This is a genomic window from Bradyrhizobium sp. CCBAU 53351 (assembly GCF_015291745.1).
GTDB lineage: Bacteria > Pseudomonadota > Alphaproteobacteria > Rhizobiales > Xanthobacteraceae > Bradyrhizobium.
Genome location: NZ_CP030059.1, coordinates 5,513,342 through 5,528,946 on the forward strand (window position 1 = coordinate 5,513,342; position 15,605 = coordinate 5,528,946).

Annotated in this window: 15 protein-coding genes; 12 read left to right on the plus strand and 3 right to left on the minus strand. The window is 63.8% G+C overall.

Annotated elements, in window-relative coordinates:
- Window positions 1-223: 223 nt before the first annotated feature.
- Both XH83_RS26230 and XH83_RS26235 read right to left on the minus strand, forming a co-directional pair.
- On the minus strand, window positions 224-562 hold the full coding sequence (locus XH83_RS26230; RefSeq protein WP_194403577.1) for a hypothetical protein: 339 nt from the start codon (window positions 560-562) through the stop codon (window positions 224-226).
- Window positions 563-702: 140 nt separating this feature from the next.
- Window positions 703-1,095, minus strand: coding sequence for an EF-hand domain-containing protein (locus XH83_RS26235; protein WP_194403578.1), 393 nt, complete (start codon window positions 1,093-1,095; stop codon window positions 703-705).
- A gap of 343 nt (window positions 1,096-1,438) precedes the next feature.
- Between XH83_RS26235 and XH83_RS26240 the strand changes: the two genes are divergently transcribed.
- The 5 genes from XH83_RS26240 to XH83_RS26260 all read left to right on the plus strand — a co-directional run bounded on the left by XH83_RS26240 (window position 1,439) and on the right by XH83_RS26260 (window position 6,143).
- Window positions 1,439-3,103 carry a methanol/ethanol family PQQ-dependent dehydrogenase gene (locus XH83_RS26240; protein ID WP_194403579.1) on the plus strand — a complete coding sequence of 555 codons (1,665 nt, stop codon included), beginning with the start codon at window positions 1,439-1,441 and terminating at the stop codon, window positions 3,101-3,103.
- Window positions 3,104-3,114: 11 nt separating this feature from the next.
- Entirely contained in the window at window positions 3,115-3,471 is a 357-nt protein-coding gene (locus XH83_RS26245; RefSeq protein WP_194408407.1) for a cytochrome c, read from the plus strand.
- Complete coding sequence (locus tag XH83_RS26250) at window positions 3,468-4,400, plus strand: ABC transporter substrate-binding protein (RefSeq protein WP_194403580.1); 933 nt, start codon at window positions 3,468-3,470, stop codon at window positions 4,398-4,400. Before XH83_RS26245 ends, XH83_RS26250 begins: the two co-directional genes overlap by 4 nt.
- A gap of 191 nt (window positions 4,401-4,591) precedes the next feature.
- Complete coding sequence (locus tag XH83_RS26255) at window positions 4,592-5,581, plus strand: tripartite tricarboxylate transporter substrate binding protein (protein WP_194403581.1); 990 nt, start codon at window positions 4,592-4,594, stop codon at window positions 5,579-5,581.
- Between the two features lie 136 nt (window positions 5,582-5,717).
- The gene (locus XH83_RS26260) at window positions 5,718-6,143 is read left to right on the plus strand and encodes a hypothetical protein (RefSeq protein WP_194408408.1); all 426 of its coding nucleotides are present in this window, start codon (window positions 5,718-5,720) and stop codon (window positions 6,141-6,143) included.
- Window positions 6,144-6,196: 53 nt separating this feature from the next.
- Here the strand turns inward: XH83_RS26260 and XH83_RS26265 are convergent, their stop codons facing one another.
- Window positions 6,197-7,165 (minus strand): helix-turn-helix domain-containing protein, encoded by a 969-nt coding sequence (locus XH83_RS26265; protein ID WP_194403582.1) that lies wholly within the window; start codon window positions 7,163-7,165, stop codon window positions 6,197-6,199.
- A gap of 512 nt (window positions 7,166-7,677) precedes the next feature.
- Here XH83_RS26265 and xoxF5 point away from each other — a divergent pair.
- The 7 genes from xoxF5 (at window position 7,678) to XH83_RS26300 (ending at window position 15,586) form a co-directional block, all read left to right on the plus strand.
- A complete protein-coding gene (gene xoxF5, locus XH83_RS26270) occupies window positions 7,678-9,483 on the plus strand; it encodes a lanthanide-dependent methanol dehydrogenase XoxF5 (protein ID WP_194408409.1) in 1,806 nt (601 codons plus the stop codon).
- 80 nt (window positions 9,484-9,563) lie between these two features.
- Complete coding sequence (locus XH83_RS26275; protein ID WP_371746153.1) at window positions 9,564-10,085, plus strand: c-type cytochrome, methanol metabolism-related; 522 nt, start codon at window positions 9,564-9,566, stop codon at window positions 10,083-10,085.
- Between the two features lie 60 nt (window positions 10,086-10,145).
- Entirely contained in the window at window positions 10,146-11,255 is a 1,110-nt protein-coding gene (locus tag XH83_RS26280; protein WP_194403583.1) for an S-(hydroxymethyl)glutathione dehydrogenase/class III alcohol dehydrogenase, read from the plus strand.
- Between the two features lie 32 nt (window positions 11,256-11,287).
- Entirely contained in the window at window positions 11,288-11,851 is a 564-nt protein-coding gene (gene gfa / locus XH83_RS26285; RefSeq protein WP_194403584.1) for an S-(hydroxymethyl)glutathione synthase, read from the plus strand.
- 638 nt (window positions 11,852-12,489) lie between these two features.
- The gene (locus tag XH83_RS26290) at window positions 12,490-12,942 is read left to right on the plus strand and encodes a (2Fe-2S)-binding protein (protein WP_194408411.1); all 453 of its coding nucleotides are present in this window, start codon (window positions 12,490-12,492) and stop codon (window positions 12,940-12,942) included.
- A 1-nt stretch (window position 12,943) separates the two neighbouring features.
- Window positions 12,944-15,256 carry a molybdopterin cofactor-binding domain-containing protein gene (locus XH83_RS26295; RefSeq protein ID WP_194403585.1) on the plus strand — a complete coding sequence of 771 codons (2,313 nt, stop codon included), beginning with the start codon at window positions 12,944-12,946 and terminating at the stop codon, window positions 15,254-15,256.
- Window positions 15,257-15,328: 72 nt separating this feature from the next.
- On the plus strand, window positions 15,329-15,586 hold the full coding sequence (locus XH83_RS26300) for a hypothetical protein (RefSeq protein WP_194403586.1): 258 nt from the start codon (window positions 15,329-15,331) through the stop codon (window positions 15,584-15,586).
- Window positions 15,587-15,605 lie beyond the last annotated feature (19 nt).

The following is a 15,605-nucleotide window of genomic DNA, read 5'->3' on the forward strand; positions in this document are numbered from 1 at the left end:
GGTCTCCCCAAGGTATTGAGCGCGACATCGCGCGGCGCAAAACCTAGGGCTGCGTCAGATGCAGTTCAAGCCTCGATTCGTCTGGCGAGCTCGTCTGTGTCGATTCTTCGCGGCTGCATTTCTCTCTCGGACAAGGCCAGTTCTCTCTTGGTCAAACACGACCTGCGAGACGCTGCCTGTGCGACGCACCGCGCGTCGAATCGACACCAACGGCACCGCGCCGTCAGCAACCCTTGTCGGCCATTGTTGTGCCGTTCGGCTTGGCACCTTCGGCTCGCTGAGCGGCCGTCGGCTGGCTCTGCATCTGTCGCTGCGAATCTTCGGACGACGCCGGCGTTTCGCCGCTCGCACGATTCATCGTGCTCGTCGGCGGATGCTGGCTGGAGTCGCCGGCTGAACCGGACGCGTGCGATTGCGCCGAGCCCACGGTGACCGGACCAGAACCGGCATCCTTGTCAGTGCTGGCGCTGCCCGTGTTGCACGGGCCGGCAATGGCAACGCCGGCGCTCAAGGTCAGGATCGCGCAGGCGGCAAGAACGGAACGTTTCGTGTTCATCTGCATCTCCTCTTCTCCCGCCGCGTTGCCCCGGCGCCGGGCAGGACATCGCGAAGAGAACAGGCCGAGCTGCCCGATGTTCCGAGTGTTGGAGCGGAAATGCTCGCAAAAAGCCACCCTCGTCACGTCTTTTCCGATTGCACCGCTCACCGCAACAATCGCAACAGCGCGCGGCCGGCGCGCGAATTCAGCTCCTTCGCATCCAGCGTTCCGTCCTTGTCGGGATTGGCCGCATTGAAACGCTGCTCGACCACGGACAGATATTCGTCGAGCGTCAGCGTGCCGTCGCGGTCGGGATCGGCGGCTGCGAGTTCTTTCGCCGAGAGACGTCCGCGCAATTCGCGCGCGTCGAGCGTGCCGTCATGATCCGGATCGAGCTTTGCGAACAATGCCGCTCCCGCCTTCTTCACCTCGGCAAGATCGAGCGTGCCGTCATTGTCGGTATCGAACAATTTGATCGCATTGCCGGAGGCCGACCACGCCGGGCCGGACAACAATGCAATCGTGAGCGCAAGTGCAACTGAGCGACGCGAAATCATCAAGACCTCCCAGACGAAGAGCCCTGGTTCGGGCGGGATAGAAACGACATAAGTCCACAAGAGGCCGCCGGTTCAAGTCCGAAATTGCAACTTGCGCGCGCGACAACCGGGGGAACCAGATCCTCGCCCCTCGACGATCCACGTCCGGAGCTGCCTCGCGGCGCGGAATTTTTTCAGCGTCTCCGCACAATTTGACGCGGCCGCGTCAGGTTTCCCTAAAGTGACCATCGCCGGCGTTCAAAGATATCGGCACGACACGTGCGACTTTCGTATTGACGCGTTTTGGTTTCCGACGGAGTGTTGCTCCCGCAGCGTCAAAAGGCGCGCATATTGGGAGGAACGGATGAAACGCTTTGCGATGGCCGCGAGCCTCGTCATGCTTGCATCGACTTGTGCAAGCGCACAGACCACCGAGCAGCTGGTCAAGGGCGCGACTGATACATCGAACGTTCTCAATTACGGGATGGGCTATAATCTGCAGCGCTTCTCGACCCTGAACCAGATCAACAAGGATAGCGTCAAGAACCTTGTCCCGGTCTGGAATTACTCCTTCAACGACGATCGCAGCGAGGAATCGCAGCCGCTGGTGTACCAGGGCGTGATCTACGTGACCTCGCACAATGCGACCATGGCGGTCGACGCCAAGACCGGCAAGCAGATCTGGAAAACCAAGGTCGAATATCCCGCCGAGACGCCGCGCATCGTCTGCTGCGGCATCATCAACCGCGGCGCGGCGCTGTATGACGGCAAGGTTTTCCGCACCACGCTCGATGCCAACGTGATCGCGCTCGACGCCAAGAACGGCAAGGAGCTGTGGCGGCAGAAGGCGGCCGACATCAAGGAAGGCTATTCGATGACGGTGGCTCCGCTGGTTGCCGACGGCGTCGTCATCACCGGCATCTCCGGCGCCGAGTTCGGCACACGCGGCTTCATCGACGGCTGGGATCCGGCAACAGGCAAGCATCTCTGGCGTACCCATTCGATCCCCTCGCCGGACGAGCCCGGCGGTGACACCTGGAAAGGCGACACCTGGAAGCTCGGCGGTGGCTCGACCTGGATCACGGGGTCTTACGACCCCGAGCTGAACACGGTGTATTGGGGCATCGGCAATCCCGGACCGTTCAATTCGGCGGTGCGTCCCGGCGACAATCTCTACACCTGCTCCGTGCTGGCGATGGATCCCAAGACCGGCAAGATCAAGTGGCACTACCAGTTCTCGCCGAACAATCCGTTCGACTATGACAGCGTGGCCGAGATGGTCCTCGCCGACATGAACGTCGAGGGCAAGCCGACCAAGGTGCTGATGGATGCCAACCGCAACGGCTTCTTCTACGTGCTCGACCGTACCAACGGCAAATTGCTCGCGGCCAACCCTTACGTGAAGGTGAACTGGGCGACCGGCGTCGACATGAAGACCGGCAAGCCGATCGAGACCGACGTTGCCAAGGATGCGCGCGAGGGCAAGAAGGTGACCGTCTACCCGTCCATCCTCGGCGGCAAGAACTGGGAGCCGATGTCGTTCAATCCGCAGACCGGATTGGCCTACGCCAACACCCTCAACTTCGGCGGCAAGTACAAGGCCGAGCCCGTCACCTTCAAGCAGGGTGAATGGTATCTCGGCATGGACCTGACCGATCCCTGGCAGTTCGACGACGGCCCGCGCGGTCATCTCAAGGCGATCGACCCCATGACCGGCAAGTCGAAATGGGAAGCGCCGAGCGACATTCCGCGCTTCTCGGGCGTGCTGTCGACCGCCGGCGGCGTCGTGTTCTCGGGCCAGCTGACCGGCGAGTTCGAGGCCTTCGACGCCGACACCGGCAAGAAGCTCTGGCAATTCCAGACCGGGTCCGGCATCGAGGGCCAGCCGGTGACCTGGCAGCAGGATGGCGTGCAATATGTCGCGGTGACATCAGGCTATGGCGGCGTCTACTCGCTGTTCTCCGGCGACGAGCGACTTGCCAAGGTGCCGCCCGGCGGCTCGCTGTGGGTCTTCGCGGTCAAGCAGTAATCCGCGGCATGATGCTGAGAGAAATGTCACACGAGACGGCGGCGGTCTTCGCCGCCGCCTTGGTGCTGACGGTCGCGCTTGCGGCGACCGTTCGCGCCTCCGACGAGCCGACCGGCAATCCCATGCAGGCGCAGATCGACCACGGCAAGTCGACCTATGCCGAGAAATGCTCGCACTGCCACGGCCCGAACCTGATGAACTCCGGCACCATCACGCCGGACCTGCGCGTCTTCCCCGACGACAAGACACGCTTCGTCACCACGGTGAAGAACGGCAAGAACAACAGGATGCCGCCCTGGGGCGACATTCTCAGCGACGACCAGATCGGCGACCTCTGGGCCTTCATCTCCAGCCGGAGGAAGCCATGAGGGGCTGGCGGGCTGCGTGGAGCGTCGCGGCGCTTCTTTCGGCGATGGCATCATCGGTCGCGCTCGCGGCCGACGATCCCCTGAGGATCTGTCTCGACGAGGACCGGCCGCCGCTCTCGGCGCACCACCGCGGCAAGCCGGACGCCGGCTTCGACGTGCTGCTGGCGCAGTCGGTGGCGGAGCGGCTCGGACGAACGCTGACGATCCAGTGGTTCGAGAGCAAGCTGGACGAGGATTCGAGCCCCCAGCTCGAGGCCAACGCATTGCTCTCGGACGGGCGCTGCTCGCTCGTCGGCGGCTACGCGCTGACGCAGGATTCGCTCGTCGTCCCCGGGATGAAGACGGCGCGCCTGCCCGACTTCGCCGGGGCCACGCGCGACGATCGGCGGCGCCGCGTCGCGCTCGGCGTGCTCGCGCCGAGCCTGCCTTACGTCTATTCGCCGATGACGGTGGTGCTGGGGCCGAAGGCAGGCGGCCGCAAGATCAGCGACATCGGCGATCTCGCCGGGCTTCGCCTGGTCATCGAAAGCGGCTCGCTCGGCGATGCCATCCTGATGACCTTCGACAAGGGGCGGCTGATCGACAGCATCACCCATCTCGTCCCCGGCCGCGACGATCTGCTCGGCACGCTCCAGCGCGGCGACCATGACGCGACGCTGATCGACCTCGCGCGCTTCGACGCCCATCGCGCCGCGCACCCCGATACGGCGCTTACCGCGTCCGGCTATTATTATCCGATCGGCGCCAATCGCGGCTATGTCGGGCTTGCCGGCGATGGCGCGCTGATCGAGGCCGTCAACAAGGCGCTGAGCGCCCTCGCGGCCGAAGGCAGGATCGCCGAATTCGGCAGGCAGGCCGGCCTCACCTATCTGCCGCCGCGCGAGCCCGCCATTCTGGGCGACGTCTGGACCAAGATCATCCAGCGGTGAGGCTCTCGTATCCCGGACGCGGTGCGGCGCGCCGTGCCGCGCGGCTGAAGGAGCGCTGCGCCGCGTCCGGTGCACGAACTCTGCTCCCGCATCTCAGACCGACGCCGTAGCGAATGCGCCAATCTGTCTCGCCTGACGCCGATGGCGGCGCCAGCCTGGTGCAGTACCCTGCCCGGAACCGGGAGAGAATCATGTCCAAGAAAATCGATCGCCGCCACTTCATCGCCGCCGGAGCCGGCGCCTTCGCGATGCCTTTCGTCTCGCGCAGCGCCTCGGCACAAGGCACTTGGCCGTCGCGGCAGATTCGCATGATTTGCAGCTATCCCGCCGGCGGGCAGACCGACCTGCTCGCGCGCGCCTACGGCGAATTCATCTCCAAGCAGGTCGGCAAGACCGTGGTCGTCGAGAACAAGCCCGGCGCGTCCGGCGCGATCGGCACGGCGGAGGTCGCCCGCGCCGAGCCCGACGGCCACACCATGCTGTGCTCGATCTCGACCACTTACATCATGAACCGCGTGGTGATGAAGAATCCCGGCTACGACATGGACAAGGACCTGACGCTCGTCAGCGTCATTCCCGGCGCCGGCCTGTTGCTGGTGGCCAATCCGAAGACTGGGGTCAAGACGCTGGAGGATTTCGTCGCCTTCGCGCGCAAGAGCGGCAAGGTGAACTTCGGCACCTACAGCGCGGGCTCGGCCCCGCACATGACGATCAACGAGCTCAACAAGCAGTACGGCCTCAACATCGAGCCGATCCATTACCGTGGCGAGGCGCCGATGTGGACCGGGATGCTCGAAGGCACGCTCGATGTCGCGATGGGAAGCTACACGGCGGCACAATCGGTCCTACAAAGCGACCGCGGCACAGTGTTCGCGGTGCATTCGAAGAAGGTCGACGCGATCCCCGCCGTCAAGACCCTCCCGGAGCAGGGCGCGACCTCGAAATTCTTCACCGTCAGCGGCTTTTCGGGTTGGGCCGTGCCCAAGGCAACGCCGCAAGCCGTCATCGACCGCCTGGCGGAGCTCTGCGTCGCGGCCAACAACGATCCGAAAGTGAAAGAGGTACTCGCCACCTTCGTGCTCGAGCCCGCCATCGGCTTCAAGGAGACCAACGAACTGTATCAGCGCGAACTGCCGGTCTGGATCGAGAGCGCGAAATCACTTGGCCTCGAACCGGCCTGAGCCCCGAGGCGCGCGCGCCGGCCGTCCTGCCGGGCCGGCTTCCGACCAAAGCCTAGTGCCGGAAGCGCAATTTCACGTTATGATTGTGCGCCACCGCCGCAAGCCCCCCCTGGGGCGGACAATTAGGGCCGATCGCATGACACCGGATGCAGTCGCCGTCGCCGTTATGGTCATACTGCTTTTTCCGATGGGCTATTTCACGCTGGCATCGCCCGCCTTCCTGCTGGTGAAGCTTGATATAAGGCCGGTCGCGCTGTTGCTGCGCGGCATGTTCAACGCCCATTTTCTGGTGATGCGCGTTGCCGGAATCGTCGCGACACTGGCTTTGCTGCTCGACGGCCGCCCGCTCGCCGCGATCGGCGTCGGCCTGCTTGCAGCTCTTGCGATCGGCGGGCGCCGCTGGTTCATGCAGCGGATGGACGAGCAGCTCAACGCCGGCGAAGCCGGCGATACCGATGCCGCGGGTCGGCTGCGGCGGCTGCATTGGAGTGGAATGCTCTGCAACGCCGTGTTGCTTGCCGCCCTGCTCGTCAGCATTCCCTACATTGCGGCATCGGCGTAACCGGCATTTGGTCGCCGGAGCGGCGTGATCACCGGGGCGACTCCGGCGCCCGCCTAATGCTCGCCCGAACTCGCGACGCCCTGCTGCGCCTTGTGGATCGAGGACGGCACCACGCCAAAGTATTTCCGGAACACCCGGCTGAAATGCGATGAGCTGGAGAAGCCCCAGGAGAACGCGACATCGGTGATGGTCTTGCCGGCGTGAGCCTCGAGCTCCTGGCGGCAGTTCTGCAAGCGCGCCTGCCAGATGTAGTCGCTCACCGTGGTGCCGCGTTCCGAGAACAACATGTGCAGATAGCGCTTGGAGCAGCCGAGCTCGGCGGAGATCTGGTCGATGCACAGATCCGGATCGCGCAGGTGCTCGCGGATGAAGAACTGCGCGCGCACATACATCGCTTCGGGCCCGACCCGGTCGAACATCGTGTCGGCTTCGCGCAGCGGCAGCAGCAGCAGGTCAATCAGCGAATCGGCGACGCCGACCGCGCTGTTCGCCGACAGCTTTGCCGCTTCGTCGAAGGTCGCATGGACGAAATCGTGGGCGATCCGCCCCGTGCCTGTCTTCGCCGACAGCTTGCATGCGGGCATCCGCTGCGATGGGAATCCACGGTCTCGCAGCAGCGCCTTTGGCACGATCACCACGTCGTGACGGGTGAAGGCCGGGCTGATGATCGAATGCGGGCAGGAGACGTCATAGGCGATGATGTCGCCGGGGTTGATCTCGATGTGGCGGCCTTCTTGTTCAAAATAGGACACGCCGTAGGTCTGGAAGTGAATCTTGATGTAGGGGTGCTCATTGGCCTTGGCGCGCGCCAGCGTGTGCGCGAGGCGATGCTGGCTCACCTCGATCTGGCAGAGCTTGAGGCGCGAGACGCTCGTGTAGTCGATACGACCTTCGAGCGACGAGGCCTCCAGCGGATCGACGTCGAAATGCCCACACAGGCTCGTCAGCCCGTCGATCCAGCTCTGGATCTGGCGCTTCGGCGTCATGCCGGTCGTCGAGAGCGTGTGAATGGTGTCGGACATTAATCCAGCCACTGGTTGATCCGGAGTTCGACGCGAATCGCGACCAGCGCTGCCGGAGCCCTCGGCCGTAATTGCGTGACGTTTACCTCGAATTTGAGCGGTCTTTTGGCACGAGCGCCATCGTTCCATTGCCACCCTTGAAAGTTAATCCTCCGCCTTAGTTGCAGCGCCGTCAAGGGGAACCTGAGCGTTGAGAGGGGCCGTGATGCCGCGCGGAAGCCGCTGAATTCGCTACTGCAAAATCAAATTCTTTTCCGCCGTGCGCTGTCGAGCAAACCGGCTTCTCTCTTGGGCAAGTTTCCCGGTGACGAAGTCGTTAGGGATTGCGGCAGGAACAACAAGAACGGGCCGCTCCTGCACGTGGACCCGTGGCTCTCATCAGGAGGAGGAAACAGCACAGCATCGTTTCTGGTCCCAATCGTGACCGCCCTGCACGAGCAGACGCCGGACGAGAAGCCCGGTGAATCGATATTGCTACGGAAACAATAAACGAGACCAACGGAGGAATGACTATGCGCAAGGTGCTACTGGCGACCTTTCTCGGCTCAGCGGCGGCGCTCGCCGTCGGGAGCGCCTCAGCCAATGATGAAGTGCTCAAGATGTCGCAGAACCCGAAAGACTGGGTGATGCCGACCGGCGATTACGCCAATACCCGTTATTCCAAGCTCAACCAGATCAACGCACAAAACGTAGGCAAGCTCCAGGTGGCCTGGACCTTCTCGACCGGCGTGCTGCGCGGCCACGAAGGCGGCCCGCTGATCATCGGCAACATGATGTACGTCCACACGCCCTTCCCGAACAAGGTCTACGCCATTGACCTTTCGCAGGAGAACAAGATCGTCTGGAAGTACGAGCCGAAGCAGGACCCGAACGTCATCCCGGTGATGTGCTGCGACACGGTTAACCGCGGTCTTGCCTACGGCGACGGCAAGATCTTCCTGCATCAGGCCGACACCACCCTCGTCGCGCTCGATGTCAAGACCGGTCAGGTCGCATGGACCGCCAAGAACGGCGATCCCAGCAAGGGCGAGACCGGCACCTCGGCCCCGATGGTCATCAAGGACAAGGTGATGATCGGCATCTCGGGCGGCGAGTTCGGCGTGCAGGCCCATATGTCGGCCTACGACATCAAGACCGGCAAGCTGGCCTGGCGCGGCTATTCGGAAGGACCGGACGACCAGATCCTGGTCGACGCGGAGAAGACCACCGCGCTCGGCAAGCCTGTCGGCAAGGATTCGAGCCTCAAGACCTGGCAAGGCGATCAGTGGAAGATCGGCGGCGGCGCGACCTGGGGCTGGATCTCCTACGATCCCGAGCTGAACCTGCTCTATTACGGCTCGGGCAACCCCTCGACCTGGAATCCGAAGCAGCGTCCCGGCGACAACAAATGGTCGATGACGATCTGGGCGCGCAACCCGGACACCGGCCAGGCCAAGTGGGTCTATCAAATGACGCCCCACGACGAGTGGGACTATGACGGCGTCAACGAGATGATCCTCTCGGATCAGTCGATCAACGGCCAGCCGCGCAAGTTGCTGACGCACTTCGATCGTAACGGCCTCGGCTATACGCTCGATCGCGCCACCGGTGAGCTGCTGGTCGCCGAAAAGTACGATCCGAAGGTGAACTGGACCTCCGGCGTCGACATGGACAAGAACTCGCCGACCTATGGTCGTCCGAAGGTGCTCGACGCAGCTTCGACCGACAAGGCGGGCGAGGACCACAACGTGAAGGGCATCTGCCCGGCCGCGCTCGGCACGAAGGACGAGCAGCCGGCAGCCTACTCGCCGGACACGCAGCTGTTCTACGTTCCGACCAACCACGTCTGCATGGACTACGAGCCGTTCAAGGTGAGCTACACCGCGGGCCAGCCCTATGTGGGGGCGACGCTCTCGATGTATCCGCCGCAGGGTGAAAGCCACATGGGCAATTTCATCGCCTGGGACGGCAAGACCGGCAAGATCGTCTGGTCGAACAAGGAGCAGTTCTCGGTCTGGTCGGGTGCGCTCGCAACCGCCGGCGGCGTGGTGTTCTACGGCACGCTCGAAGGCTATCTGAAGGCGGTCGACGCCAAGACCGGCAAGGAGCTCTACAAGTTCAAGACTCCCTCCGGCATCATCGGCAACGTCACCACCTATGAGAACGGCGGCAAGCAATACGTCGCAGTGCTCTCCGGCGTCGGCGGCTGGGCCGGCATCGGTCTGGCGGCCGGTCTGACCGATCCGACCGCAGGTCTCGGCGCAGTCGGTGGCTACGCAGCCCTCAGCAACTACACGGCACTCGGCGGCACGCTGACCGTGTTCTCGCTGCCGAACTAGGCCCATCATCATCGCTCCGGCGCGTGGATCAAGTCCACGCGCCGGCTCGTCTCCCCCGGGCTCCTTCGAGGATAAATCTCTTGCGTAAAATCTGCTCTGTCATTGCTGCGACGATCTTGGTTGCGTCCGGAGGAATTGCTGTCGCGGACGGTCCGGGCGACCCGACCGCCGTGAAGAAGGAAGACGACGGAAAGTGGCTCGATAAAGAGGGAACACCGACCTACAAGATTTCGGCGGACGGCACCGTGGACTGGTTCACCTATTCCGGATACCGCCGCTATCATTCCGACTGCCACGTCTGCCATGGCCCCGACGGCATGGGCTCCACCTACGCGCCAGCGCTCAAGGATTCCGTGAAGTCGATGAGTTATGGCGACTTCCTCGGCGTGGTCGCCTCCGGTCGCAAGAACGTCTCGACCGCGCAGGAGAACGTCATGCCGGCCTTCGGCGATAACCCGAACGTCGCCTGCTACATGGACGATCTGTACGTCTATCTGCGCGCCCGCTCCACTGAAGCGTGGGGCCGGCAGCGTCCCTCCAAGAAGGAGGAGAAGACAGAGGCCTACACCAAGGCGGAAGACGCCTGCATGGGCAAGAAGTGAACGCTACTGGGATTGCCGAGACGACCTCTTGGCGCCCGATGAGAATCTGAGGAGTTTACGATGAAGACACGTGCCGCCGTCGCTTTCGAGGCCAAGAAGCCGCTCGAGATCGTCGAGCTCGATCTGGAAGGTCCGAAGGCCGGCGAAGTCCTGGTCGAGATCAAGGCGACGGGCATCTGCCATACCGACGCCTATACGCTCGACGGCTTCGACAGCGAGGGAATCTTCCCGTCGATCCTGGGCCACGAGGGCGCGGGCATCATCCGCGAGATCGGCCCCGGCGTGAGCTCGGTGAAGCCGGGTGACCACGTCATCCCGCTCTACACGCCGGAATGCCGGCAGTGCAAAAGCTGCCTCAGCCGGAAGACCAATCTCTGTACCGCGATCCGCGCGACGCAGGGCAAGGGCGTGATGCCCGACGGCACCAGCCGCTTCTCCTACAAGGGCAAGCCGGTCTACCACTACATGGGCTGCTCGACCTTCTCGAACTTCACCGTGCTGCCGGAGATCGCGGTCGCCAAGATCCGCGAGGATGCTCCCTTCGACAAGAGCTGCTACATCGGCTGCGGCGTCACGACCGGCGTCGGCGCCGTCGTCAACACCGCGAAAGTCGAGCCCGGCTCCAACGTGGTCGTGTTCGGCCTCGGCGGCATCGGCCTCAACGTGATCCAGGGCGCCAAGATGGCCGGCGCCGACAAGATCATCGGCGTCGACATCAACGATGCCAAGGAGGATTGGGGCCGCAGGTTCGGAATGACCGAATTTGTCAATCCCAAGAAGGTCACCGGCGACATCGTCCAGCATCTCGTCGGCCTCACCGACGGCGGCGCCGACTACACCTTCGATTGCACCGGCAACACCACGGTGATGCGCCAGGCGCTGGAAGCCTGTCATCGCGGCTGGGGCACCTCGATCATCATCGGCGTTGCCGAGTCCGGCAAGGAGATCGCCACCCGCCCGTTCCAGCTCGTCACCGGGCGCAACTGGCGCGGCACCGCCTTCGGCGGCGCGCGCGGCCGCACCGACGTGCCGAAGATCGTCGACTGGTACATGAACGGAAAGATCCAGATCGATCCGATGATCACCCACGTGCTCAAGCTCGAGGAGATCAACAAGGGCTTTGACCTCATGCACGAGGGCAAATCCATCCGTTCAGTCGTCGTGTTCTAGCTCGAAACCGTCACCCCAAGGAGGATCGACCCATGACTGTTGCACTCCATCCCTCGATCGACAACGGCCTCAAACAGGGCAGCGGCAGCTTTGCCGGCGGCACGCTCGTCTGCAAATGCAGCGATCATCCGGTCAAGGTCGGCATCAAGGGCGACGTCGCCCACAATCATGCCTGTGGCTGCACCAAATGCTGGAAGCCGCAGGGCGCGAACTTCTCGGTCGTTGCCGTGGTCCCGCGCCAGAACGTCACCGTGCTCGAGAACGGCGACAAGCTCCAGATCGTCGATCCTTCCGCGGTGATCCAGCGCCACGCCTGCAAGGCCTGCGGCACCCACATGTACGGCCGGATCGAGAACAAGGGCCACCCGTTCTACGGTCTCGATTTCGTCCATCCCGAGCTGTTCCAGGAGCAGGGCTCGCAAGCGCCGCAATTCGCCGCCTTCGTCTCCTCCGTGATCGAATCCGGCGTGAAGCCGGAGCAGATGGCGGGCATTCGTTCGCGGCTGAAGGAAATCGGGCTCGAGCCCTATGATTGCCTGTCGCCGGCCCTGATGGATGCGATCGCGACCCATGTCGCCAAAGCCAAGGCCGCCTAGCAAGGCCCCCTGAGCTGGCCGGGCCATAGAGCTTCGGCCAGACCTCCCCGTGCTCGCTGGCGTCGACCTCCGCCAGCGAGCCGGATTGGTCCGCGCTTCAGGACCAATGCGGCGATGCCGCCTCTGCAACCGACGCGTCGACGAGGGTGATGAGCTCCCTCAGTCCTGGTCTCTGAATGACTGCGCAGCGCCGCCAACTTCCCTCTTGAAGTTCCGGCCCCTGCGTTTCTCCCTCCCTCGACTGAGGCATCCTGCTTCGTCCGTGCAGTCTTTCTGGCGGACGAAGCCTTTTTCATCGTAGCCCCATTTGCGAACGCGACTCCACGCAGCGCGCTGACGCGCCCTGCTTTTGACAAACCATCGATGCAGACTTTTCCCCGTGAGAACACTCGGCTGTGAACGCCGGGCAGGCGCGATCCCGTTACGATCGCGCCGTCACGATGCCGCGCGAATACAATCAATCAAGAACAAAGAACGGGAGGTATCGAACACATCCGATCATCGAGATTCGCCTTCCTGCCCGCTGCCGGGATCTGCCCGTGCAGGAGCGTGGGCCGGGATGCGACGCAACTGGCACTGCGCCGACAGGCGTCGGCGCGTTTTGAATTTGGCATGCTTATGAAGAGCGAGGGATGATCATGATCAAGGTGAAGATCAACGGCCAGGAACAGAGCTGGGACGGCGACCCGGATCTCCCGCTACTCTGGTTCCTGCGTGACGAGGCCGGGCTGACCGGCACCAAGTTCGGCTGCGGCCAGGCCCTGTGCGGCTCCTGCACCGTCATCGTCGACAAGGAGGCGGTGCGCTCCTGCATCACGTCGATCAACGACGTTGCCGGACGCGAGGTCACCACGATCGAGGGGCTGCATCCGAACGGCGACCATCCGGTGCAAAAGGCCTGGCGCCAGGTCAACGTGCCGCAATGCGGCTTCTGCCAGGCCGGCCAGATCATGCAGGCCGCGGCGCTTCTGATGGATAACCCCAAGCCCTCGCACGACCAGATCCGCCAGGCGATGTCCGGCAACATCTGCCGGTGCGGCTGCTACCAGCGCATCGAGAACGCGGTCCATCTCGCATCGACGGGAGTGTGACATGAATTTCATCGACAATCCCCGCAAGCTTCGCGGTTTCGAGAAGCACGTCAGGGTCGAGAAAGTCTCGCGCCGCAGCATCCTGAAGGGGCTCGGCGTCACCGGCGGCTTCGTGCTCGCCGCCCCCGTGATGTCGCGCCAGGCGCTGGCCTATGAAACCGGTGCCGGCAAGATGCCGCACGGCGTCGTGGTCGATCCGCGCGTTTTCGTCTCGGTCGCGCCTGATGGTATCGTCACCATCGTCGGGCACCGCTCGGAAATGGGCACCGGCGTGCGCACCAGCCTGCCGTTGATCGTGGCCGAGGAGATGGAAGTCGACTGGTCCAGGGTCAAGGTGCAGCAGGCCCATGGCGACGAAGTGAAGTTCGGCAACCAGGACACCGACGGCTCGCGCAGCACGCGTCACTATCTGATCCCGATGCGCCAGATCGGCGCCTCCGCCCGCACCATGCTGGAGCAGGCCGCGGCGAAGCGCTGGGGCGTGCCGGCGACCGAGGTCAAGGCCGTCAATCACGAGGTCGTCCACAGCGCCAGCGGCCGCAAGCTCGGTTTCGGCGAGCTCGCAACTGATGCCGCCAAGGAATCGGTGCCCGCACTCGAAGGCCTCAAGCTGAAGGACCCCAAGGATTTCCGCTACCTGACCAAAGGCCAGATCGGCATCGTCGATCTCCACGACATCACCACCGGCAAGGCGCGTTACGGCGCCGATGTGCGGCTGCCCGGCATGAAATATGCCGTGATCGCACGCCCGCCGGTGACCGGCGGCAAGCTCGTCTCGTTCGATCCGGACGCGGCACTCAAGGTCCCCGGCGTCGAGAAGGTGATGAAGGTTCAAGGCTGGCCGTGGCCGTCCAAGTTCCAGCCGCTCGGCGGCGTCGCCGTGATCGCGCGCAATACCGGCGCGGCGATCAAGGGCCGGGATGCACTGAAGCTGACCTGGGACGACGGCGCCAACGCCAAGTACGATTCGGCCGCCTACCGCAAGGAACTCGAGGAGGCGTCGCGCAAGCCGGGCCTCGTCGTGCGCAAGGAGGGCGATGCGGATGCCGCCCTGAAGAGCGCCGAGAAGGTGATCGTCGGCGAGTACTACATCCCGCATCTTGCCCATGTCAGCATGGAGCCGCCGGTGGCGGTCGCCGACGTCAAGGGCGACAAGGCCGAGATCTGGGCGCCGGTGCAGAGCCCCGGCGGCACCCGCGACGACGTCGCCAAGACGCTCGGCATTCCCGAGGGAAACGTCACCGTCAATGTCACCCTGCTCGGCGGCGGTTTCGGCCGCAAGTCGAAATGCGACTTTGCGCTCGAGGCTGCCCTGCTGTCGAAGGAGCTCGGCGCGCCGGTGAAGGTGCAATGGACGCGGGAGGACGACATTCGTAACGGCTTCCTGCATACGGTCTCGGCCGAGCGGATCGAGGCCGGCCTCGACAAGAACGGCAAGGTGATCGCATGGCGCCACCGCAGCGTGGCTCCCAGCATCGCCTCGACCTTCGCGGCCGGCACCGTGCACCAGGCGCCGTTCGAGGTCGGCATGGGCCTCGCGGACATGCCGTTCGAGATCGCCAACATCTCCTGCGAGAATCCGGAAGCCGCCGCGCATACCCGCATCGGCTGGTTCCGCTCGGTCTCCAACATCCCGCGCGCCTTCGCGGTGCAGTCGATGGTCGGCGAGATCGCGCAGGCGACGGGGCGCGACCAGAAAGACATGCTGCTCGAGCTGATCGGCTCGCCCCGCATCGTCAAGCCGAACGTGAAAGACCTCTGGAACTATGGCGAGCCCCAGGACAGCTACCCGATCGACACCGCGCGCCTGCGCAAGGTGGTCGAGCTGGTCGCCGAAAAGGGCGAATGGGGCCGGAAGCTGCCGAAGGGCCACGGCCTCGGCATCGCCGTGCACCGCAGCTTCGTCAGCTACATCGCGACCATCGTCGAGGTCGCCGTGGACGACAAGGGCAAGCTGTCGGTGCCGAGGGTCGACACCGCGATCGATTGCGGCACCTATGTCAATCCCGAACGCATTGCCTCGCAGATCGAGGGCGCCGCGATCATGGGGCTGAGCCTCGCCAAATACGGCGAGATCAGCTTCAAGGACGGCAAGGTGCAGCAGAAGAATTTTGACGACTTCCAGGTCGTCAGGATCGACGAGTCGCCTGCGGTGACCAACGTCTACATCGTGCCGCCCGGACCTGACATGCCGCCGAGCGGCGTCGGCGAGCCCGGCGTTCCGCCATTCGCGCCGGCGCTGATCAACGCGATCTTCGCGGCGACGGGAAAACGTATCCGCTCGCTTCCGATCGGCAAGCAATTGGAGGCGTAAGACGAAACAGAAGCGCGAGACGGAACACAAGCCGTCTCGCGCCGTTTCCATCGATCTGACAGGAGCAGATCGATGACCAACATCTCAAGGGCGCTCGCAGTCTCGCTGTCGGGCGCCTTTCTTGTGACGGCCTCCGGCGCATTCGCCCAAGGCAATACGACGCCGCCGACCACGGCCACGCGCCCCACCACGCCCGACCAGAACTCGCTGCCAAACGCCAACGCCCCGCCCGCCTCGACCACCCAGACCACCGGACAGCACAATCCCGATCCGAAGGTTCAGGAGATGAACCAGAAGGAAAAGGACAAGGTCGATCGTCAGGGAAAGTAGCTATCTGACGGCTCTGCAT